At 70.6% G+C, this 19,268-nt stretch carries 21 protein-coding genes; 11 read left to right on the plus strand and 10 right to left on the minus strand.

Features of this window, described 5'->3' with window-relative positions; all coding sequences use genetic code 11:
- Window positions 1-212: 212 nt before the first annotated feature.
- From QM626_RS09270 to QM626_RS09280, 3 genes are read left to right on the plus strand one after another with little or no spacing between them, the layout of a single operon-like run.
- Complete coding sequence (locus tag QM626_RS09270) at window positions 213-1,700, plus strand: MFS transporter (protein ID WP_415076276.1); 1,488 nt, start codon at window positions 213-215, stop codon at window positions 1,698-1,700.
- 25 nt (window positions 1,701-1,725) lie between these two features.
- Window positions 1,726-3,300: a GMC oxidoreductase gene (locus QM626_RS09275; RefSeq protein ID WP_415076278.1), complete on the plus strand. Its 1,575-nt coding sequence runs from the start codon at window positions 1,726-1,728 to the stop codon at window positions 3,298-3,300.
- 1 nt (window position 3,301) lies between these two features.
- On the plus strand, window positions 3,302-3,751 hold the full coding sequence (locus QM626_RS09280) for a nuclear transport factor 2 family protein (protein WP_415076280.1): 450 nt from the start codon (window positions 3,302-3,304) through the stop codon (window positions 3,749-3,751).
- A 264-nt stretch (window positions 3,752-4,015) separates the two neighbouring features.
- On the opposite strand, the gene QM626_RS09285 is transcribed toward QM626_RS09280, so the two are convergent.
- The gene (locus QM626_RS09285; RefSeq protein WP_415076282.1) at window positions 4,016-4,702 is read right to left on the minus strand and encodes a TetR/AcrR family transcriptional regulator; all 687 of its coding nucleotides are present in this window, start codon (window positions 4,700-4,702) and stop codon (window positions 4,016-4,018) included.
- Window positions 4,703-4,828: 126 nt separating this feature from the next.
- Between QM626_RS09285 and QM626_RS09290 the strand changes: the two genes are divergently transcribed.
- The 5 genes from QM626_RS09290 to QM626_RS09310 are packed head-to-tail and all read left to right on the plus strand — an operon-like array spanning window position 4,829 to window position 9,002.
- Entirely contained in the window at window positions 4,829-5,815 is a 987-nt protein-coding gene (locus tag QM626_RS09290) for a sugar ABC transporter substrate-binding protein (protein ID WP_415076284.1), read from the plus strand.
- Window positions 5,812-6,888 carry an ABC transporter permease gene (locus QM626_RS09295; protein WP_415076286.1) on the plus strand — a complete coding sequence of 359 codons (1,077 nt, stop codon included), beginning with the start codon at window positions 5,812-5,814 and terminating at the stop codon, window positions 6,886-6,888. Before QM626_RS09290 ends, QM626_RS09295 begins: the two co-directional genes overlap by 4 nt.
- The gene (locus tag QM626_RS09300) at window positions 6,885-7,661 is read left to right on the plus strand and encodes an ATP-binding cassette domain-containing protein (protein WP_415076288.1); all 777 of its coding nucleotides are present in this window, start codon (window positions 6,885-6,887) and stop codon (window positions 7,659-7,661) included. Before QM626_RS09295 ends, QM626_RS09300 begins: the two co-directional genes overlap by 4 nt.
- On the plus strand, window positions 7,654-8,346 hold the full coding sequence (locus QM626_RS09305; RefSeq protein WP_415076290.1) for an NAD(P)-dependent oxidoreductase: 693 nt from the start codon (window positions 7,654-7,656) through the stop codon (window positions 8,344-8,346). The genes QM626_RS09300 and QM626_RS09305 overlap by 8 nt, the downstream gene beginning before the upstream one ends.
- A complete protein-coding gene (locus QM626_RS09310) occupies window positions 8,343-9,002 on the plus strand; it encodes an NAD(P)-dependent oxidoreductase (RefSeq protein ID WP_415076292.1) in 660 nt (219 codons plus the stop codon). The genes QM626_RS09305 and QM626_RS09310 overlap by 4 nt, the downstream gene beginning before the upstream one ends.
- A 146-nt stretch (window positions 9,003-9,148) precedes the next feature.
- On the opposite strand, the gene QM626_RS09315 is transcribed toward QM626_RS09310, so the two are convergent.
- From QM626_RS09315 to QM626_RS09350, 8 genes are all read right to left on the minus strand, one after another.
- The gene (locus tag QM626_RS09315; protein WP_415076294.1) at window positions 9,149-9,565 is read right to left on the minus strand and encodes a VOC family protein; all 417 of its coding nucleotides are present in this window, start codon (window positions 9,563-9,565) and stop codon (window positions 9,149-9,151) included.
- A gap of 25 nt (window positions 9,566-9,590) precedes the next feature.
- A complete protein-coding gene (locus QM626_RS09320; protein ID WP_415076296.1) occupies window positions 9,591-9,980 on the minus strand; it encodes a RidA family protein in 390 nt (129 codons plus the stop codon).
- 72 nt (window positions 9,981-10,052) lie between these two features.
- Entirely contained in the window at window positions 10,053-11,231 is a 1,179-nt protein-coding gene (locus tag QM626_RS09325; protein ID WP_415076298.1) for an alpha/beta hydrolase family protein, read from the minus strand.
- Window positions 11,232-11,240: 9 nt separating this feature from the next.
- Window positions 11,241-12,029: an SDR family NAD(P)-dependent oxidoreductase gene (locus QM626_RS09330; RefSeq protein ID WP_415076300.1), complete on the minus strand. Its 789-nt coding sequence runs from the start codon at window positions 12,027-12,029 to the stop codon at window positions 11,241-11,243.
- A gap of 97 nt (window positions 12,030-12,126) precedes the next feature.
- Complete coding sequence (locus QM626_RS09335) at window positions 12,127-12,543, minus strand: VOC family protein (RefSeq protein WP_415076302.1); 417 nt, start codon at window positions 12,541-12,543, stop codon at window positions 12,127-12,129.
- Window positions 12,543-13,133 carry a cupin domain-containing protein gene (locus QM626_RS09340; RefSeq protein WP_415076304.1) on the minus strand — a complete coding sequence of 197 codons (591 nt, stop codon included), beginning with the start codon at window positions 13,131-13,133 and terminating at the stop codon, window positions 12,543-12,545. The genes QM626_RS09335 and QM626_RS09340 overlap by 1 nt, the downstream gene beginning before the upstream one ends.
- On the minus strand, window positions 13,130-14,257 hold the full coding sequence (locus QM626_RS09345) for an FAD-dependent monooxygenase (RefSeq protein WP_415076306.1): 1,128 nt from the start codon (window positions 14,255-14,257) through the stop codon (window positions 13,130-13,132). Before QM626_RS09345 ends, QM626_RS09340 begins: the two co-directional genes overlap by 4 nt.
- A gap of 110 nt (window positions 14,258-14,367) precedes the next feature.
- Complete coding sequence (locus tag QM626_RS09350; protein WP_415076308.1) at window positions 14,368-15,282, minus strand: LysR family transcriptional regulator; 915 nt, start codon at window positions 15,280-15,282, stop codon at window positions 14,368-14,370.
- Between the two features lie 99 nt (window positions 15,283-15,381).
- On the opposite strand from QM626_RS09350, the gene QM626_RS09355 reads away from it, so the two are divergent.
- The 3 genes from QM626_RS09355 to QM626_RS09365 are packed head-to-tail and all read left to right on the plus strand — an operon-like array spanning window position 15,382 to window position 17,826.
- Window positions 15,382-16,320 carry a VOC family protein gene (locus QM626_RS09355; RefSeq protein WP_415076310.1) on the plus strand — a complete coding sequence of 313 codons (939 nt, stop codon included), beginning with the start codon at window positions 15,382-15,384 and terminating at the stop codon, window positions 16,318-16,320.
- 29 nt (window positions 16,321-16,349) lie between these two features.
- Window positions 16,350-16,874, plus strand: a complete 525-nt coding sequence (locus tag QM626_RS09360; RefSeq protein ID WP_415076312.1) for an RpiB/LacA/LacB family sugar-phosphate isomerase — start codon at window positions 16,350-16,352, stop codon at window positions 16,872-16,874.
- Window positions 16,875-16,911: 37 nt separating this feature from the next.
- On the plus strand, window positions 16,912-17,826 hold the full coding sequence (locus tag QM626_RS09365) for an NADP-dependent oxidoreductase (protein WP_415076314.1): 915 nt from the start codon (window positions 16,912-16,914) through the stop codon (window positions 17,824-17,826).
- A gap of 24 nt (window positions 17,827-17,850) precedes the next feature.
- Here QM626_RS09365 and QM626_RS09370 read toward each other — a convergent pair whose 3' ends face one another.
- Window positions 17,851-19,227, minus strand: a complete 1,377-nt coding sequence (locus tag QM626_RS09370; protein WP_415076316.1) for an NADP-dependent succinic semialdehyde dehydrogenase — start codon at window positions 19,225-19,227, stop codon at window positions 17,851-17,853.
- Window positions 19,228-19,268 lie beyond the last annotated feature (41 nt).

Consider the following 19,268-nt stretch of genomic DNA (forward strand, 5'->3'; position numbering starts at 1 on the left):
CGCGCCGCCGATCCCGCGCGCCCGGGAGCGGTCGCGCGCGCGGCGGCGCTGAGGCGCGGCCCGCAGGGGCCCCGCTCCCCCTTTAGTTGAAATCAGGCAGAAGTGGGGTAGACTGAAGCGGACGTCGGGGCTGGTCCAGCCCGTTCGCTCGGCACAGCCGCCGCAGCGGCACACCTCGTCGCGTCGACGCCCGGTCGCACGGGAATCCACGTATGCTCCTGTCTGCTCTCCGTCTTCGCCTCCTGGTCGCCGCCCTGCTCGCGGTCTCGTTCCTCGGCGCCCTCGACCACACCGTCGTCTCCACGTCGCTCGCGACGATCGCCGGCTCGCTCGGGGCGCTCGAACAGCTCAGCTGGATCGTGGTGGGCTACACGCTCGCCGCCACCGTCATGCTGCCCGTGCTCGGCAAGCTCGGGGATCTGCTCGGACCCAGCCGGGTCTTCATCGCCTGCCTGGTCGCCTTCGTGGCCGCGTCCTTCGTCTGCGGCATGGCGTCCGACATGGGATGGCTCATCGCCGGACGGGTCGTGCAGGGCGTCGGCTCGGCAGGGCTCCAGCTGATGTCGCAGACGATCATCGCCGAGGTCACGACCCCGCGTGAGCGCCCGCGCTACATGGCGGTCATCGGCGCCGCCTTCCCGGTCGCGATCGTCGTCGGGCCGGTGCTCGGCGGCGTCATCACCGACCTGTGGGGTTGGCCGTGGGTGTTCTGGCTGAACGTGCCGGTGGGGCTGGTCGCCCTGGCCCTGGTGCTGGTGGCGGTCCCGCGGATCCCGGCGCGGGCGCGCCCGCGCTTCGACGTGCCCGGCGCGGTGCTGTTCACCCTGACGCTGGTCGCGCTCGTGCTCGGGGTGACCTGGCTCGGCGACACCGGTCTCGCGGTCGAAGCCGTCGTCGCGCTCGGCCTCGCCGTCGCCGGGTTCGCCGCGCTCGTGGTCGTCGAGCGGCGTGCGGCGGAGCCCATCCTGCCGTTCACGCTGTTCCGGCATCGCACGGTCGCCGCCGGGCTGGCGCTGTCGGCCGTCATCGGGATCGGTCTGTTCGCGGTGACCAGCTACCTGCCGACCTATTTCCAGATGGCCTACCGCACGAGCGCGACCGTGTCGGGGCTCGTGCCGATCGCGACCGTGATGGGGATGCTGGTGAGCAACCTCGTCAGCGGATTCCTCGTCAGCCGCTCCGGCTACTACCGTCCCTATCCCATCGTGGGCACGGCGCTGGCCGCAGTCGGGCTCGTGGCGATGTCGATGCTGCCGGTGGGGGCGCCGCTCTGGGTGCCCATGCTGATCATGGCCGTGGTCGGCCTCGGCACCGGGGCGTTCATGAACCTGGTCTACGCGGTCGTGCAGTCCGCGGCACCCCGGGACCAGCTCGGCGCCGTGACGGCATCCCTCAACCTGGTGCGCCAGGTGGGGTCCACGGTCGCGACCGCGGTCATCGGCGGCGTCGTGGGCGCCGGGGTGGCAGCGGGCCTTCCGGCGGCGCTGGACGCGGCGACGCTCACCCCGCAGGCCGTCCATGCCGCCGTGCCGGAGGTGCAGGCCCGGATCGCGAGCCTGTACCACGACCTGTTCTCGCCGATCTTCGTCGGCATGGCCGTCGTCTACGGGCTCGGCCTCCTCGCCGCGCTGACGCTTCGGCGAGAGCGTCTGCCCGACGCCGAGCCCGTCCCGCTCGAGGCATCCGCCTCCGCGATCTGAGAACCAGCCCACTCGAAGGAGAGACATGCCCGAGAACCCCGTCGCCGTCGTCGTCGGCAGCGGACCCGTGGGGTCCGCCTACGCCCGCGTGATCCTCGAGAGCAATCCGACCGCCCGGGTCGTCATGTTCGAGGCGGGGCCGCAGGTGACCACACCGGCCGGCTCCAGCGTGCGCAACATCGCCGACCCGGATGAGAAGGCCCGCGCGCGCGAGATGAGCCAGGGTCCGCAGTCCGGCACGCACCGCGAGTCGCTCGGAATCCCCGCCGGGGTCGTCGTCGAGGGGATGTTCACGGCCCGCGAGGGCACGTTCCTGCTCGACTTCGGCGGCGACGGCGCCGCGCACGCGGGACGGTTCCCGGCCGCCGCGGCGTCGAACAACGTGGGCGGCATGGGCGCGCACTGGACCTGCGCCATCCCGCGCCCCTCGTTCAGCGAGAAGATCGACTTCATCGGCGACGACGAGTGGGAGGACCTCGTCTCGACGGCCGAGCGGCTGCTGCACCATCGCGCCGACGCGTTCAGCGACTCGCCGATCGGCACCGCCATCCGGGCGCTGCTGACCGACGAGTTCGGTGCGGAGCTGCCCGAGGGCTACGGGCCGAGCACCCTGCCGGTGGCCGGCGACCCGCAGCCGGACGGCTCGATGGTGTGGGCCGGCGCCGACATGGTGCTCGGGCCGCTGCTGGACCCCGCGACCGACGAGGCGTCCCGGTTCGAGCTGCGCGATCTGACCCTCGTGCGCCGGATCGAGCACGACGGCCGGACCGTCACCGGCGTCACGATCGAGGACCTCCGCACGCACGAGACGTCGTTCTTCCCGGCGGACCTGGTCGTGGTGGCGGCGGACGCGTTCCGATCGCCGCAGCTGCTCTGGGCCAGCGGCATCCGTCCGGCCGCTCTCGGCCGCTACCTCACCGAGCACCACGTCGTGATCTGCACGGTGGCGCTGGACGGCGAGAGGATGGCGGGCCTCGTCACCGACGAGCAGCTGGCGGACGAGCTGGCGCGGCGTGCGCAGAACCCGGTCGATCCGGTCGCGGCGGTCAACCGCATCCCCTTCTCCGAGCCCGACCACCCGTTCTCGCTGCAGGTGATGTACGCCGAGAACCCGCCGTTCCAGCTCGACCCCGCCCACCCCGCCGCGGGCAATCGCTGGGGATACGTCAACATGGGCTACGGCATGCGCAAGCGCCCGCGCGTCGAGGACGGGGTGAGCTTCTCCGCCGATGAGCTGGACTGGCGGGGCTTCCCGAACATGACGATCGAGTACGAGCTCACGGATGCCGAGGACGTCGAGATCGCGGCCGGCGAGGAGCGGCTGCGCCGCGCCGCGAACGCGCTGGGCACGTTCGTCGCCGGACCCCGGCTGCTGCCGAACGGGTCGAGCCTGCATTACATGGGCACGATGCGCACGGGAGCGCTCGATGACGGCACGTCGGTCGCCGACCCGTGGTCGCACGTCTGGGGGTACGACAACCTGCTCGTGGGCGGCAACGGTCTCATCCCGACCGCGAACACCATGAACCCCACGCTCATGAGCGTCGCGATCGCCGTCCGCGGGGCGCGGAAGGCCGCCGCGGAGCTGGCGGAGGACTGAGATGACCGAGGACGCCGCGCTGCGCGCACAGAACCGAGCCGTCATCGAGGCGTTCTTCGCCTCGAACCTCGACGATCCCCAGCAGCGGATCGCGCTCTGGCACCCCGACGGTGTGAAGGAGCTGCCCTTCGCTCCCGCGGGGCTGCCGAAGACCCGGTGGGAGGGACGGGACGAGATCGTCGCGAACACGGTGAACAACGCCGGGATGTTCGAGAACGTCGTCCACCGCGACCTCGTGATCCACGAGTGCGTGGACCCGGAGCTGTTCGTCGTCACCAGCCGCATGGTCGATGAGGCGCGGTTCCTCGGCGAGCCCTATCCGCAGTCGTTCGTGCACCTGATCCGGGTGCGGGACGGCGCCGTCGTCCTGCAGCAGGAGTACTTCGACTCCGAGATCCTCGCGGATGCCGAGCGTGCCGCACGGGCGAAGGGGCGCACTCCGCTGGGCTGACGGGCGACGCGCACGACGCCCGAGTGCGACTTCCGCGCGCGTACTCGGGCGGTCAGGCTTTCGACGGTGGGCTTGCGCTCTGATGCGTATCTGATCGACGCCGATCACGCACCCCGTCCCGTTTATTCACCTTCTGATTCGCAGGGCGGTTCAGAAGGTGAGCAACCGGAGAGGCGTGTCTGCGCCGCCGGATTTCGGCGGTCGCACGTGCGCAGATGCTCGGGTCTCGGCGACCGGCGCCATGCCTCCGGTCGGTCGACGTCCTCATCGGGAATCCGGCTCGGATCGTTCTGCGCGAGGACCGAACAGCAGCTGGATGAAGCGGTCGGTCAGCTCCAGGATGTCGATCTCGTCCGGGGTCAGAAGCCATTGGATCTGCAGGCCGTCCTCGACCGCGAACAGCAGGGCCGCTGCTTGCCCGGCCGAGATGCCGCCGGCAAGGTCGACGTTCGCCTGAACGAGCGAATCGCTCAGGCTCTTGCGGGCCTTCGAGTAGCGCTCCTTGTAGTGCTGATGTGCGGGATGATCCGGATCGGTCGCCTCGGCCGCCGCCGTCGCGAACGAGGCGACGATGCCGGCCTCCGATGAGTTCCGTCGCGTCGCCGCCATCAGTGCGTCGGCGATCTCGCCGGGGGTCAGAGCGCTCACCTGGGTCGCCACTTCCTCGTCGCGCCGCGTGATCACCTCCTGAAGCAGTTCGTCCTTCGATCCGAAGTGATGGATCAGCGTCGAGTGGGTCGTCCCGCTCGCGGCGGCGATCTCTCTGAGCGAGACCGCCCGGTATCCCCGTTCGCCGAAGAGCTTCGATGCCGCATCGATGATCGCGTGGCGCCGTTCGATGCCCTTCGCGTAGCGACGCGGTCGCTGCGCCTCGGGTGCGTCGTTCTCCATGTGAGTACTGTAGGCATTGAAAAAATAAACCACGTGGTTCAAATTATAAGTGGCGGCCATACCACGCATGGGATCAGCGCACTTCCGGAACTCCCCGCGGCCGCGGGACGGTTCTTCCGCGAGGTGCGCGTGACCGACATGCGAGGGACGTGCACCGGCCGAGATCACCAAGACAAGGGAGTTCCTGTGTTGACGAAGAAGTCATGGCGACTGACCGCCGGGTCCGTCGCTGCCGTCGCAGCGATCGCGATGCTGGCGGCCTGTAGTTCCAACGAGACGTCGGCGGGTTCTGTCGCGTCGGGGAGCGACGGCTCGCCGATCACGATCGGATTCTCGCCGTTCAACCAATCGGCGGAGGCCCTGGTGTCGCTCGCGGCAGGCGTCCAGTCCTACGCGGAGTCGATGGGCGACACCGTGCTGATCGCCGATCCGAACAACGATGCCGCCCTCCAGGTGCAGCAGACGACCGCGTGGATCGAGAACGGTCAGATCGACGCCCTGTGGTTCATGGCGAATGACGGCCCGTCGATGGCGCAGGTCATCACCGCCGCGCAGACGAAGGGCATCCCGGTGCTCGCGAACGGGCTGCCCGGCGACTACGGTCTCGACGGTGTCGAACCCGGAGTCTCGTTCAGCACGTTGTCGTACGAGAAGTACGGGGAGTCGATCGGCGAGCAGGTGGCCGCGTGCGTGGCGGACCGGCTCGGCGGCTCGGCGACCGCGCTGCTCGTGACGGCGCCCGCCGGCAGCACCGGGGATGCCGACATGATCGCCGGGATCAAGGACACGCTGGCCGCGGAGTCGCCGGACACGGTCATCGTGAACGAGGCCAACGGCGACAACGATCGACTGACATCGCAGAACGTGGTCGCCAGCGCGATCCAGGCCAACCCGGATGCGGACGTCCTCATCACCGTCAACGACGAGGGAACGCTGGGCGGGATCTCCGCCCTCCAGGCGGCGGGCAAGGATCCCTCCCAGATGTGCATCGTCGGCGGCGGTGGCGGCGATGAGGCGCTGGCCGCCGTATCCTCCGGCGACGTGTATGCGATCGCCGCGGTCGACTTCGCCGGAGACCTCACGCAGAACGTCGACCTGCTCGTCCAGATGGCCGCGGATCCGACGGCCGACGGCGTCCAGCTCACCACTCCGATCACGGTGACCACCAAATGACCCTCCACGCCGACCCCGGCCCCGCAATCGAACAGGGACCGCTGCACAGCACCGCTGCGCCGGCGGCGTCCGACGCGTCGCCCCAGGGCCTTTCCGGACTCGTCTTCGTCCGCGAATGGGGCATCGTGCTGCTGCTCGTCGTGCTCGCGGTCGCGTTCTCCATCTGGGGCTCTCCGGTCTTCGGGACCTTCACCAACGCGGTGCTCATCCTGAACGCGGCGGCCGTCTCGGCGATCTTCGCCGCCGCGATCGCCATCGGCATCCTGTCGGGCTCCCTCGACCTGTCGGTTCCCGGCGTCGCCGCCCTCGGCGGTGTCGTGACCGGGAAGCTGGTCGTCGCCGGAACACCGGCATGGATCGCCGTGATCCTCGGGCTGGTGCTCGGCCTGGTCGTCGGCGTCTGCAACGGCGTCCTCACCGTGCGCGGCATCAACCCGCTCGCCGTCACGATCGGGATGCTGTCCGTGGCGACGGGCGTCGCAGCGGTCATCAGCGGCGGCGTCCCGGTCAGCGGACTGAAGTCGTTGTCCTTCCTCGGCACGGACCGCTACCTCGAGGTGCCGGCCCCCGTGTGGGTGATGGCGATCGTGTTCATCCTCGGCACCGTCTTCCTGACCCAGACCCGCGACGGCATCCGGATGCTCGCGGCCGGCGGCAATCCCGAGGCCCTGCGCCGCTCGGGTGTCGCTGCCGGTCGCTACCGCGTCCTCGGATTCGCCCTCTCGGGCATGCTGGCCGCCCTCGGCGGAGTCGTGACGGCCGCGTCGACCACGTCGGCGTCGCCCGCCGCCGGGTCGAGCGTCCTGTTCACCGGGCTCACGGCCGTGGCGCTGTCGGGCGTGTCCCTCGCCGGCGGTCGTGGCAGCCTTCCGAAGGTGCTGATCGGTGCTCTGATCATCGCCTCGATCTCCAGCGTCCTGGTCATCAAGAACGTGCAGCCGTACTGGACCACGGTGATCACCGGGCTCCTGCTCGTCGGCGCCCTCGCCGCGCAGCTGCTGCTCTCTCGAGCCATCTCGCAGCGGGTGGTCGCACAGCGCGGCGGTCGCGTCAAGGCGGTGATGGCGAAGTGACCGCCCCGGCACTCGACCTGCGGCAGATCAGCGTCCACTACGGATTCGTGCGGGCTCTCGACGGCGTGAGCCTTCGGGTCGAGAGTGGACAGACGGTCGCGCTGCTCGGTGACAATGGCGCAGGCAAGTCGACCCTCCTGAAGGTGATGTCGGGCGCGCATCGTCCGTCGGGCGGCGAGATCCGTGTCGGGGGCGACCGCGTGGAGTTCCATTCGCCGGCGGATGCCGTCCGCGCCGGCATCGAGATGGTCTATCAGGATCTCGCGCTGGTGGACGCGCTCGACGCGTCCGTCAACCTGACCCTGGGGCGTGAGCCGCTCCGGCGCGGCCCGCTCGGATGGCTGGGCTTCGTCGACAAGCGCCGCATGCGCGTCCAGGCGAGCGAAGAGGTCGCGCGACTCGGCGTGAAGATCTCCTCGTTGACGCGCCCGGTGGAGATGCTGTCAGGGGGTCAGCGGCAGGGGATCGCACTGGCTCGAGCAGCAGTACGGGTGGCCGGGGAACGCGGCGGTGTACTGCTGATGGACGAACCGACTGCGGCGCTCGGGTATGAGCAGAAGCTGATGGTGCGACGGCTCATCGAGAACCTCAACGAACAGGGCGTGGCGATCGTCCTCGTCACTCACGACCTGCCGCTCGCTTTCGAATGCGCGGATCGGATGGCGGTGCTCAACCGGGGCAGGAAGGTGGCCGAGGTCGCGACCGCCGACACGGACAACGACGCGATCGTCGGCTGGATCACCGGCGCCCGGGTCGCTCAGAGCGATGGCTGAGCGTGACGCCGCGGCGCCGCGGCGTATCGTGGTCGTCGGCGCGACCGGGCGGATCGGCAAGCGCGTCGTGGCGCGCCTCGTGGCACACGGCCACGCGGTGACCGGCGTCAACCGCCGTGCGAGCAGGCAGCGGGACGTCCTGGGCGGACTGCCGCTCCGCACCGTCGTCGCCGACGCGAGCGACGCCGAGGCGATGGCCGACACCGTCGCCGGTGCGAACGTCGTCGTGTTGGCCACCGCGCCGACGAGGGAGGATCCGCAGGCGTACCTCGGTCAGAGCCGAGCCGTCATCGCGGCATGCCGTACCGGCGGTGTCGGTCGCCTGGTCGCCGTCGGCAACTACAAGGCGCTGGATGCGCCGGACGGCCGGCCGATGCTCCAGGCCGACCCGCCGAACCCCTATTTCCGCGAACTCGAGGAGGTCTTCGTGGCGCAACGGGATCTGTTCTCCGCCGTGGTCGACCTCGACTGGCTCGTCGTCGCCCCGCCCGCCGACCTCTTCCCCTACGGCGAGGACACCGGGGCGTGGCGTGTCGCTGTCGGCACCCTCGTGACCTCGGCGGGCGCATCCGGAGCGTTCGCCGAGACGAGCCGGATGTCGATGGAGGACTTCACGGTGCTGCTCGTGGACGAGATCGAGCACCCGGCGCACTCACGGGTGCTGCTCACGGCGGCATACGCATGACGCGCATCGCCGTCATCGGGGCCAGCGGGAACCTGGGACGCGCCCTCGTCGGACAGGCGCTCGACCGCGACATGGGCGTCACGGCGCTCTCTCGCACGATCACCCGGTCGACGCCAGATGCGCGGGCTCGCGCGGTCGACGCCTCCGACGACGACCACGAGACCCTCGTTCGGGAGTTCGCGGGCGTGGACGCCGTGGTCCTGGTCTTCCCGCCCAGCCTGCAGCACCCGGAAGACTATCCGGAACAGGTGCGGCGAGTCTTCGGCGCGGCACGAGACGCGGGAGTCCCGCGTCTCATCGGTCTGGTGGGCAGCGCCGGGGCGCTCACCGCCCACGGCATCCACCTCGTCGACACCGACTATTTCCAGGAGACGACGCGGCACTTCTACCAGAGCGTCCACGCCGCCTGGGACGTCTATCGCGGCGAGACCCGGCCCGACTGGGTGACGTTCGTGCCGGCCGCCCGGATGCAGGTGCACCTGGCCGATCGTGGAACCTATCGCACCCGCACCGACGAGCAGCTGGTCACGACGGATGACTCGTCCTGGCGGTTCTTCGACGTGAGCCAGATCTCTTACGGGGACTGCGCACGAGCGATGCTCGACGAGATCGATCGTCCTGCGCATTCGCGGGAGTTCGTCACGATCGGATGGTGACGTGCCTGCCGAACGATACCGCCGCCGCGGACGCATGCCTGTCCAGGTGTTCACCTTCTGAGTCGCGGGGCGGTTCAGAAGGTGAACACCTGGAGAGACGTGTCCGAGCCGCCCGATTTCGGCGATCGGGGCCCCCGCGCGAGCGCTCAGGCGAGCGGCTCCGGCCGGGCCAGCAGCTCGATCAGGTTGCCCTCCGGGTCGGCGACGAACGCGAGACGAAGGCCTGACATGGGCGAAGCGCCGGGCGGCGCGATCGGGGCGGCACCCGCGTCGAGCAGACGTCCGTATGCGGCGTCGACGTCGGCCACGCGCAGGCAGATGTGCCCGTAGCCGCGGGTGAGGATCGCGTCGGACGGGCTCGTCGCCTGCAGCCCGGGTGCGGAGCCCGCGCGCTCGAGCAGCTCGAGGGCCCAGCCGTCGGCGTCCACCAGATACTGCGTGCGGACGCCCAGCGCCGGGTTCGCCAGCGGCGGCAGCGCGGTCAGCCCGAGCGCCTGCGCGTACCAGACGCTCTGCGCGTCGAGGTCGCCGACCGACAGGCCGACGTGGTCGAGTTCTGTCATCTGCTCTCCCCGGTGCTCGGGCGCGTCACTCGTGCGCGACGGCTTCGATCTCGATGCGCAGGTCGGGTCCGAACAGCCGCTGCACGATGACGAGCGAGCTGGCGGGGAATCCGGCCGGGAACAGGCGGGGAAACAGCTCGTCCATGTGCGGCACGAGCTCCTCGAGGTCGTCGGCGGAGGCCACGAAGATCGTCAGCTTGACGACGTGGCCGAGGCCCAGCCCCACCGCCTCGAGTGCGACCCCGACGTTCGCGAGCGCCTGCGTGCACTGCGCTGCGATCCCCGGTCCGACCAGCGTCCCGTCGGCGTCGGCGCCGACCTGGCCGGAGACGAACGCGAGCTGCCCGGCCCGCACGACCTGCGAGTACGGACCCGGCGGCGCGAGGAGGGCGTCGGGATCGACGAAGCGGGGCACGGTTCCTCGCGGAAGTGGTGCGCCGGGCCCGACGAAGTGCGTCGGGCCCGGCGGGTCTGTGGACGCCGGGCGTCAGCCGATCTCGGCGAAGGTCTCGGCGATCCAGTCGGCGGTGAACTCGCCGACGTACGGCATGTTGTCCAGGCCGATGTGCTCCGCGCCGCCCTCCTCCTGCGTGAAGATGCGCAGCTCGCGCTTGGGGGAGTTCACGGCCGCCTCGTACTCGTCGTGGGCGTACCTCACCGGGATCTGGCGGTCGCCCTCGCCATGCGTCACGAGGAACGGCACCGTGATCTTCTCGACGACGCCCTCCAGGCGCATGTCCTTGGTCTTCGCGAGGAAGTCGTCGGCATCCGTGGCGCCGAAGACCCAGTAGACGTGGTCCCAGTAGTGCGGCACCGGGTTCTCGCCCTCGCGGTTGCGCCGGGCCTCCTGCACGGCCGCCCAGTCGTAGTTGGCGCCCCAGGCGACCGCCAGCGCGATGCGCTTCTCGAACGCGGCGGCACGCGGCACGTAGTAGCCGCCCAGCGACCATCCGACCAGGCCGATCTTCGCGGTGTCGACGCCGAGGTCCGCGGCGTTCTCCTCGATCCAGTCCAGGGTGGATGCCGCCCACACCTCGGTGTCGTAGCGGGCGCGCAGGTCGCGCATGCGCAGCGCCTCGCCCGATCCGGGCGGGTCCATCATGAGCGTCGAGATGCCGCGCGCCGCGAGCTGCTGCGGGAACCCGGAGGTGTACATCATCTCCTTGGTGGAGTCGAGGCCGTTCCACATCACGATGAGCGGATGGGGGCCCTCGCCGGGCGCGTGGTAGAAGTAGCCCGGCAGCGCCGAGCCCTCCGGCGCGTCGTCGCCGTGGTAGGGGATGTCGACGGTCGTCAGCGGCACGTCGCCGAGCCGGACGTGCGTGAGCAGGAGGTCGATCGACTTCTGGTAGGCGGCCTTGCGGCCCTCCCACTTGGGCGACTGCAGGCGCTCGGCCTGCGACGTGTACAGCGCGGCGCGGTAGTACTTGTCGGCCGCGCCCTTCTTCCACCCCCGCGCCTCGTCGGCCTCGGCGGCCGCGAGGAGCCGGTCGGCGACGGCCTGCCAGGATCCGTACAGCAGCTCGGTGCCCACGTCGTCGCCGTGCTCGGACGCCTCCAGCACCGGACGCGACGCCTTGTCGACGTCGTCGATGAGACCGCCGTTGTTGAGGGTCGCGACGACGGACATGCTCCAGACGTAGTTGGTGGGGAAGTACATGTACATGGGATCTCCTCAGGAGGTCTCGGAACGGACGGCGTCGGACAGGAACGTCGCGACGCCCGAGAGAAGCTGGCCGCCGTCGACGCCGATCTCGGCGCCGGTGACGTACGACGCGGCATCCGAGAGCAGGAAGACGACCACGTTCGCGACCTCTTCCGCCTCGCCGCCGCGATGCAGCGGAGCGACGGCGATGTTGGCGTCGAGGAACGCGGCCGGCGCGTTCGCCGTCATCTCGGTGCGGATGTAGCCGGGGTGCACGATGTTGACGCGGATGCCGCGGGGGCCGAGCTCGGTCGCGCAGGTGTGGGTGAGACCGCGGATCGCCCACTTGCTGGTCGTGTACGCCGCCGTGTAATGGCCGGTCACGCCGGCCGCCGAGCCGATGTTCACGATCGAGGAGCCCTCGCCCAGGAGCGGAAGCAGCGCCTGGATGCCGAGCATGGCACCGGTGACGTTGATGGCGAGCACGCGGTCCCAGTCGGCCCGCACGACCTGGCCGATGCGGGTGCGCTGGGTGACGCCGGCGTTGTTGACCAGACCCTTCACGGCGCGGCCGTCGAGGGAGTCCGCGAGCGCCTGCCAGCCGTCCTCGTCGGTGACGTCGAGGCGGCGGTAGGTCACGCTGCCCGGCAGGTTCGCCGCGGCGGCGAGCAGCTCGGGGGCCTCGTCGCGCACGTCGGCGGCGACGACGTCCGCCCCGTTCGCCGCCAGCAGCAGCGCCTCCTTCGCGCCCTGGCCGCCGGCCGCGCCGGTGACCACGAACAGGTTGCCGGAAAGACCCGGCAGTCGTACCTCGCTCATGCCGCGACCTCTCTCGGGCCATGTCCCAGTTCGGCGCGGTAAATGGGGGTCATACCGCGCGAAAGTGGGACATCAACCGCGCGGAAGTGGGACATGCTCATGCGGAGACCGGCCCTTCGCGGTCGAGCAGCTCGATGAAGTTGCCCTCCGGGTCGGTGAGGAACGCATAGCGCACGCCCGGCTCGGGGGCCGGGCCGGGCTGCGTGATGACTCCGGCACCGATCTCGACCAGGTGCGCGAAGGTGGCGTCGACGTCCTCCACCCGCAGGCACAGGTGCGCCCAGCCCTGCTGCAGCAGCGCGTCGGGCGGGTTCTTGCCGGGCTCGGGGTGGGTCGAGCCCTTCCGCTCCAGCAGCTCGATCGAGATGTCGTCGGGTCCGAGCAGGAACACCCCGCGCAGCCCCACCGGGGGGATCTCGAACGGGTTGGCGGTGTCGAACCCGAATGCGCGCCGGTACCAGGCGGTCTGCGCGTCCAGGTCTGCGACCGAGAGTCCGACGTGGTCGACATGCATTATTCGGATGCTCCGTTCTCGGCGTGTGCGCCGCCGGGGCCGTCGTGCGGCCCATGGGTCATGAGCGCGGCGTGGACGTCCTCGGGGAGCACGTCGAGCAGCTCCTGGGTGAACTCGCCGTCGATGAGGATGAAGGCCATCCGGCACACCTGATCGGTCCGGTTGGCCCAGGCGTGATCCGTGCCCCGCTGGATCGCGATGTCGCCCGCCTTCAGCGTCACCTCGCTGTCGTCGAGGATCAGCACGATCTCGCCCTCCAGCACGATGCCGTAGTCCACCGACTGGGTGCGGTGCACGGGGGACTGACGGCCCTGGGGGCCGACATGGCCGGGGAAGAACTCGTTGATGCGGATCTTGGTGCCGCGCACGGGCGGAGGCACGCGGATCGAGCCCACGGTGGGGTCGCCCTCGTCCGGCACGATCGGGGCGGGAGCGCCCTCGGTCTGCCACACCTCGTAGAAGCCGACACCGTCCTGCGGCATGAACCGGTGCACCGGCACGAGGCCGTCCGAGACGACCACCGAGACGCCGTCCGCGTTGTGTCCCGTCACCACGCGGCGGGGCACCGAAAGCGATTCCGGCTCGCTCACGGCGCCGGCACCAGCGCTGCGAGGGCCTGGCCCATCACTCGACCGGGATCGGCATCCGGGGTGCCGGGGTGCAGCTCCCAGTCGGCGAGCTGCAGCGAGGCGTCGACGACCCCCTTGATGCGGGGGATGCGGCGGGCGTAGAACTCCGCCAGCTGCGTCTCCCAGTCGCCCTCGGCCGTCACGTACTCGGCGAACAGCAGCGAGTCCTCGACGCACTGCGCCGCGCCCTGCGCGATCAGCGGCGGCACCGCGTGCACGACCTCGCCGAGCGCGACGACCCGGCCCTGATGCCACGGGCCCTCGACGAAGATCCACTCGATCTCCTGGAAGTTCAGGAACGTGTCCGGGCCGATCGACTCGCGCAGGTAGTCGAACTGGCCGTGGAAGTTCGCCATCAGCCGCTTGACCTCCTGCCAGCCCTCGAGCCCGTTGTCGATCCGCTGCGGCGGGCAGAGCACGAAGACGTAGCACTGGTCGGCGCTGACCGGGGTGTAGCCCACCTTGTAGGCGCCGCTGTCGTCGAAGGGGTAGGCGATGCCGCCGGTCATCTCCGGCAGGCGCGAGGTCACCGCGCGCCAGATGCCCAGACCGCTGGGGGCCCGGTCCTCGGTGATGCCGAGCTTCGGGCGGGTGGGCGACTTGATGCCCTCGGCGATGATGATCGCGTCCCACGTCTCGGTCGTGCCGTCGGAGAGCACCGACGTCGCGGAGTCCTCGTGGTTCTCGTAGGAGACCAGCTCCGTGCCGAGCCGGATCTGAACGCCCAGCGACTCCGCCTTGGCGACCAGGATCTCGTGCAGATCGGGACGGAGCGCCCCGATCGTGGCCGGCAGGTCGTCGCCGCCGGTGCGCGGCGTCGGCATCTCCGCCATGACGCGGCCGTCGGCGAAGTAGAGGGTGACGGCGTTCTCGGCCTGACCCACCGCGAGCACCTCGTCGATGACGCCCAGCTCCTTGAACACCCGCAACGCGTTGCCCTGGATCGTCAGCCCGTGGCCGACGCGGGCCCAGGCCTGCGCGCGGTCGACGAGGGTGATGTGCTCCACCCCGCGCTGCGCGAGCGCGATCGCCGCCGTCAGCCCGGTGAAACCGCCGCCGACGATGAGTACGTTCCGAATCGACATCCTCGTCCCCTGCTTCTGCTTACACGATGCGTCCTCGCACCCACCGCTTGACGCTATGGCCGCGCGAGGAATGCCGCCACTGGCCGTTCGCGATGCCAGCTATCGCGCTATCAAGCGGGGAGCAGCCCCGAGGACACCGCCCGGGCCGCGAGATCGCGGAACCACGCGTGCGCAGGGTCGTGCGCATGGGCGGGATGCCACCACAGCCGCAGGATCAGCTCGATGGTCGGGAAGGGCGTGGGCACGGTGACCGTGTGCGTGGACGCGCCCCCCTGCGCGATCAGCCGCCTGGGCACGACCCCGATGAGATCCGTGCCGCCCACGATCAGCGGCACCGCCAGCATGGTGCCCGCCGTCACGCGCACCCGCGGGTGGAGGTCCAGCTCGCGCATGCGGCGCTCCGCGGGCGTCATGTGCGTACGACCGAACTCCCAGCGGATGAACGGGCTCGCCAGGAAGTCGTCGAGGGAGATCTCGCCGCCGGCGACGACGGGGTTGTCGCGGTCGGCGATGACGACGTACTCGTCATGCAGCAGCGGGATGCTGTCGACCTCGATGCCCGTTCCCGGTGTCAGCACGACGAAGTCGTTCGCGAGCAGGTCGCGGTCGGCATCCGTCGGCTCGACCGGCAGGCGGAGGAAGTCGAAGCGGACGCCGGGGGCCAGCTCGTTCGCGAGCGCGAACAGCGGCCGCAGCTCCATCGCGGAGTAGTCGGTCAGCTGCAGGGTGAAGCGGCGTCTGCTGGTGGCGGGCTCGAACGCCTCCTCCTGTCCGAGCGCCTGCGCGATCAGCGGCAGGGCGAGCTGGACCTGCGGCAGGAGCTGCCGGGCGAGGGGCGTCAGCTCGTAGTCCCGGCCGATGCGCACCAGCAGCTCGTCCTGGAACTGGGAGCGCAGGCGGGCCAGCGCCGACGACATCGTCGACTGCCCCAGCCCGATGCGCTCGCCGGCATGCGTGACGTTCGCCTCCTCCAGGAGCGCGCGCAGCGCCACCAGGAGGTTGAGATCCGGGTCGCCGCTGCCCACAGATGCATGGTATCCGGGCGGAGCATGGCCGTCCGGCACCGCGGCGTTTACTCTCGGGGGATCGCATACCATGCGTTCCGTCGTCAGCAAGAAAGGTCGATGATGACTGACCGGCTCGTGTCCCATCTGCGCTACGGCGCGCTCGCCGTCCCCAACTTCGAGGTGGAGCGCGACTTCTTCGTGAACCACTGGGGGCTGACCGAGGTCCATGCCGAGGACGGCCTCAGCTACCTGGCCGCGGAGGGCTCGACGGAGCCGTTCATCCTGCGGCTGCGTCGCGACGACAAGCGCGTCGACCTCGCCGGGTTCGGCGTCCGCAACCGCGCCGACGTTGACGCCCTGGCCGCCAAGCTCCACGCGGAGGACGTGCAGTTCGTGCACGAGCCGCAGGAGCTGACCGGCTTCAGCGGCGGCTACGGGTTCCGCGTGTTCGACGGCGACGGGCGCGTCCTCGAGTTCGCGACCGGCTACCAGACGCGCGAGGCGCGCAAGATCCGCGAGCGCGAGCCGATCCCCTCGAAGCTGTCGCACATGGTCTTCAACTCCGCCGACCTCAACACGACCGCGCAGTGGTACATCGACCACCTCGACTTCACGATCTCCGACTCGCTGGTGCGCCCCGACGGCGTCGACATGATGCACTTCATGCGCTGCAACGCCAACCACCACTCGATCGCGATCGCGGTGGGCCCGCACCACTCGCTGCACCACCTGTCGTTCGAGATGCGCGGCATCGAGGAGTGGATGCGGGGATCGGGCAAGATCCTCCGCGCCGGCACCCGCATGATCTGGGGTCCCGGCCGCCACAACGCCGGCGACAACACGTTCGCCTACTTCCTCGACCCGGCCGGCAACACGATCGAGTACACGACCGAGCTCGCGATCGTCGACGACGACTCGTGGGAGGCGCACCGGCACGACATCAGCCACCTCTCGACCCAGGACCAGTGGGGCACCGCGCAGGAGATGAGCGAGCTGGTGGCCCGGGAGTCGTTCAACGACATCGACAAGGGCCTGTTCGTCGCCCCGCCGGTGTGACCGCTTCCGCCCCTGAGAAAGGTTCGCAGATGACCCGCATCCACTTCGCCGCCGACCACGGCGGCCACGAGCTCGGGCGCGACCTGTACGAGCGCGCGCTCGCCGCCGGTTTCGACGCGCAATGGCACGGCGCGGACGAGCCCGACCCGGGCGACGACTACCCGGTCTACGCGGTCCGGGTCGGCCAGCTCGTCGTCACCGACCAGGATGCCGGCGTCGACGCCTTCGGCGTCCTGGTCGTCGAAGAGGCCCTGGCCGGCGTCGTCGCCGCGAACAAGGTCAACGGCGCCCGCGCCGTCACCACCACCTCGCCGCGGGCCGCGATGAACGCGCGCGCCGTGGTCGACGCCAACGTCCTGGTGCTCGAGGGCATCGCCTACGAGGAGTCGGCGTGGCTGAACGTCTACGCCTTCGTCACCGCGGCGATGGAGCAGACCGTCGAACGCGGACGTCAGATCCTGCAGATCGAGGAGTACGAGAACGCGGGCACCATCGAGGGATGGGCGGTCCAGCTCGAGCCCGAGCAGATCCACCGCTCGTACGATAACGATTGACGTCCCCACCACAGCCGAGAACCGCGAGGAGAACCGCATGAGCCGCGCCGCCCTGTACGACCGGACCGGAGGGCCCGAGGTCCTCTACGTCGGCGAGGTCGCCGACGTCCAGCCGCAGCCGGGACACGTCCTCCTGCGCGTGCGGGCCGCGGGGCTGAACCCGTTCGACAGCAAGATGCGGGCGGGCTTCATCCCGTCCGACGCCCCGTTCCCGCGCCGCATCGGCGGCGACGTCGCCGGCACCGTGGCGGCGGTCGGAGACGGCTCCGTGTACGGCGACGGCACCGCCATCCAGGTCGGCGACGAGGTCTTCGGCCGGGCCGGCGGCGCGATCGCCGAGCGTGTCGTGGCGTCCGCGTCCGAGCTCGCGAAGCGCCCCGAGGCCCTTCCGGTCGAGGTCGCCGGCGGCATGTGGGTCGCCGGGCTCACCGCGGTCTCCTGCTTGGCGACGATCCCGATCGGCGAGGACGACACGGTGCTCGTCGGCGGTGCCGCCGGCGGCGTGGGCTTCGTCGCCGCGCAGCTCGCCGTCGCGACGGGCGCACGGGTGATCGGCACGGCGAGCGAGCGCAACCACGAGCTGCTGCGCTCGGTCGGCGTGGAGCCGGTGACCTATGGCGAGGGCCTGGCCGACCGCGTGGCCGGGCTCGGCCAGGTCACCGCGGTCATCGACGCGCACGGACGGGACGCGTTGGACGCCGGCGTGCAGCTGGGCGTCCCGGCCGACCGGATGGTCGCGATCGCCGCCTATGCGGCGGTCGACGAGCTCGGCGTCCACAACGCCGAGCGTGCCGCCCGCACCCCGGAGAACCTCCTCGAGCTCGCCGACGACGTCGTCGCCGGCCGGCTCGTGTTCCCCGTCGCCGCGACCTATCCGCTCGACGAGGTGGTCGCGGCCTTCACCGCCGTGGACGGCTCGCACGCCCCCGGCAAGATCGTCGTCCTGCCCTGACGCCGTTGCTGCGCGGGGCGGGGGTCAGCCGCGCCACACCGTCTTCAGGTTGCAGAACTCGCGGATGCCGGCAGCGGCCAGCTCACGGCCGACGCCGGAGTCCTTCACACCGCCGAACGGCAGCTCCGGGTACGACGCGGTCATGCCGTTGATGAACACGGCACCGGCGTCGAGGTTCCGGATGAACCACTCCTGCTCCTCGGCATCCGTGGTCCACACCGCCGATGACAGCCCGAAGGTGGTGACGTTCGCGATGCGCAGGGCCTCCTCGCGGTCGGCGGCGCGGTACACCGTCGCGACCGGACCGAACGCCTCCTCGAGGTGCAGTCGCATCTCGGGGGTGACGTCGGTGAGCACGGTCGGCTGGTAGAACCAGCCGTCGCGGTCGGGGACGAAGCCGCCGACGACCGCCGTCGCGCCCTTGGCGACGGCATCCGCGACCTGGGCCTCCAACTCGTCGCGGCCCGACTCGGTCGCGATCGGCCCGATGTCGGTCGACTCGTCGAGCGGATCGCCGACGGCCAGCGCCGCGACCTTCTCCGCGAACAGCCGGGTGAACTCGTCGTACACGTCGGTGTGGACGATGAAGCGCTTCGCGGCGATGCACGACTGCCCGTTGTTCTGGTTGCGGGCGTACGCCGCGACGGCCGCGGCCTTCTCGACGTCGGCGCTGGGCAGCACGACGAAGGGGTCGGAGCCGCCGAGCTCGAGCACGACGTGCTTGACCTCGGAGCCGGCGATCGAGGCCAGCGAACGGCCGGCCGGCTCGGAGCCGGTGAGCGTCGCCGCCTTCACGCGCGGGTCGCGCAGCACCGCCTCGACGCGTGCGGCGGGGATCAGGAGGGTGCCGAACGCGCCTTCCGGGAAGCCGGCGCGCTCGAACAGGGTGTCGAGGTACAGCGCCGCCTGCGGCACGTTCGAGGCGTGCTTGAGCAGGCCCGTGTTGCCGGCCATGAGGGCGGGCCCGGCGAAGCGCAGCACCTGCCACAGCGGGTAGTTCCACGGCATGACGGCGAGCACGACGCCGATCGGCGCGTAGACCGTGCCGGCGGCGGAGGCGCCGACCGTCGACGGGTCGGCCAGCTCCTCGGGCGCGAGGAACTCCTCGGCGTGGTCGGCGTAGTAGCGCAGTCCCTTGGCGCACTTGAGCACCTCGGCGCGCGCCGCCTTGATGGGCCGGCCCATCTCGATCGTGATCAGGCGCGCGAGCGGCTCGACGTCCTCCTCGAGGAGGCGCGCGGCCTCGCGCATCCATTCGGCGCGCTGGGCGAACGTCGTCGATCGCAGCGTCTCGAACGCGGCCTGCGCGGCCGCGATGCGGCGCTCGACCTCGGCGTCGTCGTGCGGCTCGAACTCCTGCTCGGTCTGCCCGGTGAACGGATTGATCGTCGCGATGGCCATGCGTTGCTCCCTTGCCTGCCGGCGCGCGGACATGCGCCGAC

It is taken from the genome of Microbacterium sp. (assembly GCF_047606385.1).
GTDB lineage: Bacteria > Actinomycetota > Actinomycetes > Actinomycetales > Microbacteriaceae > Microbacterium.

Coding starts and splice junctions, on each gene's coding strand:
- QM626_RS09365 (WP_415076314.1), top strand. CDS start 16,912: ATGAGCCGCGCCGCCCTGTACGACCGGACCGGAGGGCCCGAGGTCCTC.
- QM626_RS09355 (WP_415076310.1), top strand. CDS start 15,382: ATGATGACTGACCGGCTCGTGTCCCATCTGCGCTACGGCGCGCTCGCC.
- QM626_RS09370 (WP_415076316.1), bottom strand. CDS start 19,227: ATGGCCATCGCGACGATCAATCCGTTCACCGGGCAGACCGAGCAGGAG.
- QM626_RS09310 (WP_415076292.1), top strand. CDS start 8,343: ATGACGCGCATCGCCGTCATCGGGGCCAGCGGGAACCTGGGACGCGCC.
- QM626_RS09325 (WP_415076298.1), bottom strand. CDS start 11,231: ATGTACATGTACTTCCCCACCAACTACGTCTGGAGCATGTCCGTCGTC.
- QM626_RS09270 (WP_415076276.1), top strand. CDS start 213: ATGCTCCTGTCTGCTCTCCGTCTTCGCCTCCTGGTCGCCGCCCTGCTC.
- QM626_RS09280 (WP_415076280.1), top strand. CDS start 3,302: ATGACCGAGGACGCCGCGCTGCGCGCACAGAACCGAGCCGTCATCGAG.
- QM626_RS09360 (WP_415076312.1), top strand. CDS start 16,350: ATGACCCGCATCCACTTCGCCGCCGACCACGGCGGCCACGAGCTCGGG.
- QM626_RS09315 (WP_415076294.1), bottom strand. CDS start 9,565: ATGACAGAACTCGACCACGTCGGCCTGTCGGTCGGCGACCTCGACGCG.
- QM626_RS09330 (WP_415076300.1), bottom strand. CDS start 12,029: ATGAGCGAGGTACGACTGCCGGGTCTTTCCGGCAACCTGTTCGTGGTC.
- QM626_RS09295 (WP_415076286.1), top strand. CDS start 5,812: ATGACCCTCCACGCCGACCCCGGCCCCGCAATCGAACAGGGACCGCTG.
- QM626_RS09335 (WP_415076302.1), bottom strand. CDS start 12,543: ATGCATGTCGACCACGTCGGACTCTCGGTCGCAGACCTGGACGCGCAG.
- QM626_RS09275 (WP_415076278.1), top strand. CDS start 1,726: ATGCCCGAGAACCCCGTCGCCGTCGTCGTCGGCAGCGGACCCGTGGGG.
- QM626_RS09285 (WP_415076282.1), bottom strand. CDS start 4,702: ATGGCCGCCACTTATAATTTGAACCACGTGGTTTATTTTTTCAATGCC.
- QM626_RS09305 (WP_415076290.1), top strand. CDS start 7,654: ATGGCTGAGCGTGACGCCGCGGCGCCGCGGCGTATCGTGGTCGTCGGC.
- QM626_RS09345 (WP_415076306.1), bottom strand. CDS start 14,257: ATGTCGATTCGGAACGTACTCATCGTCGGCGGCGGTTTCACCGGGCTG.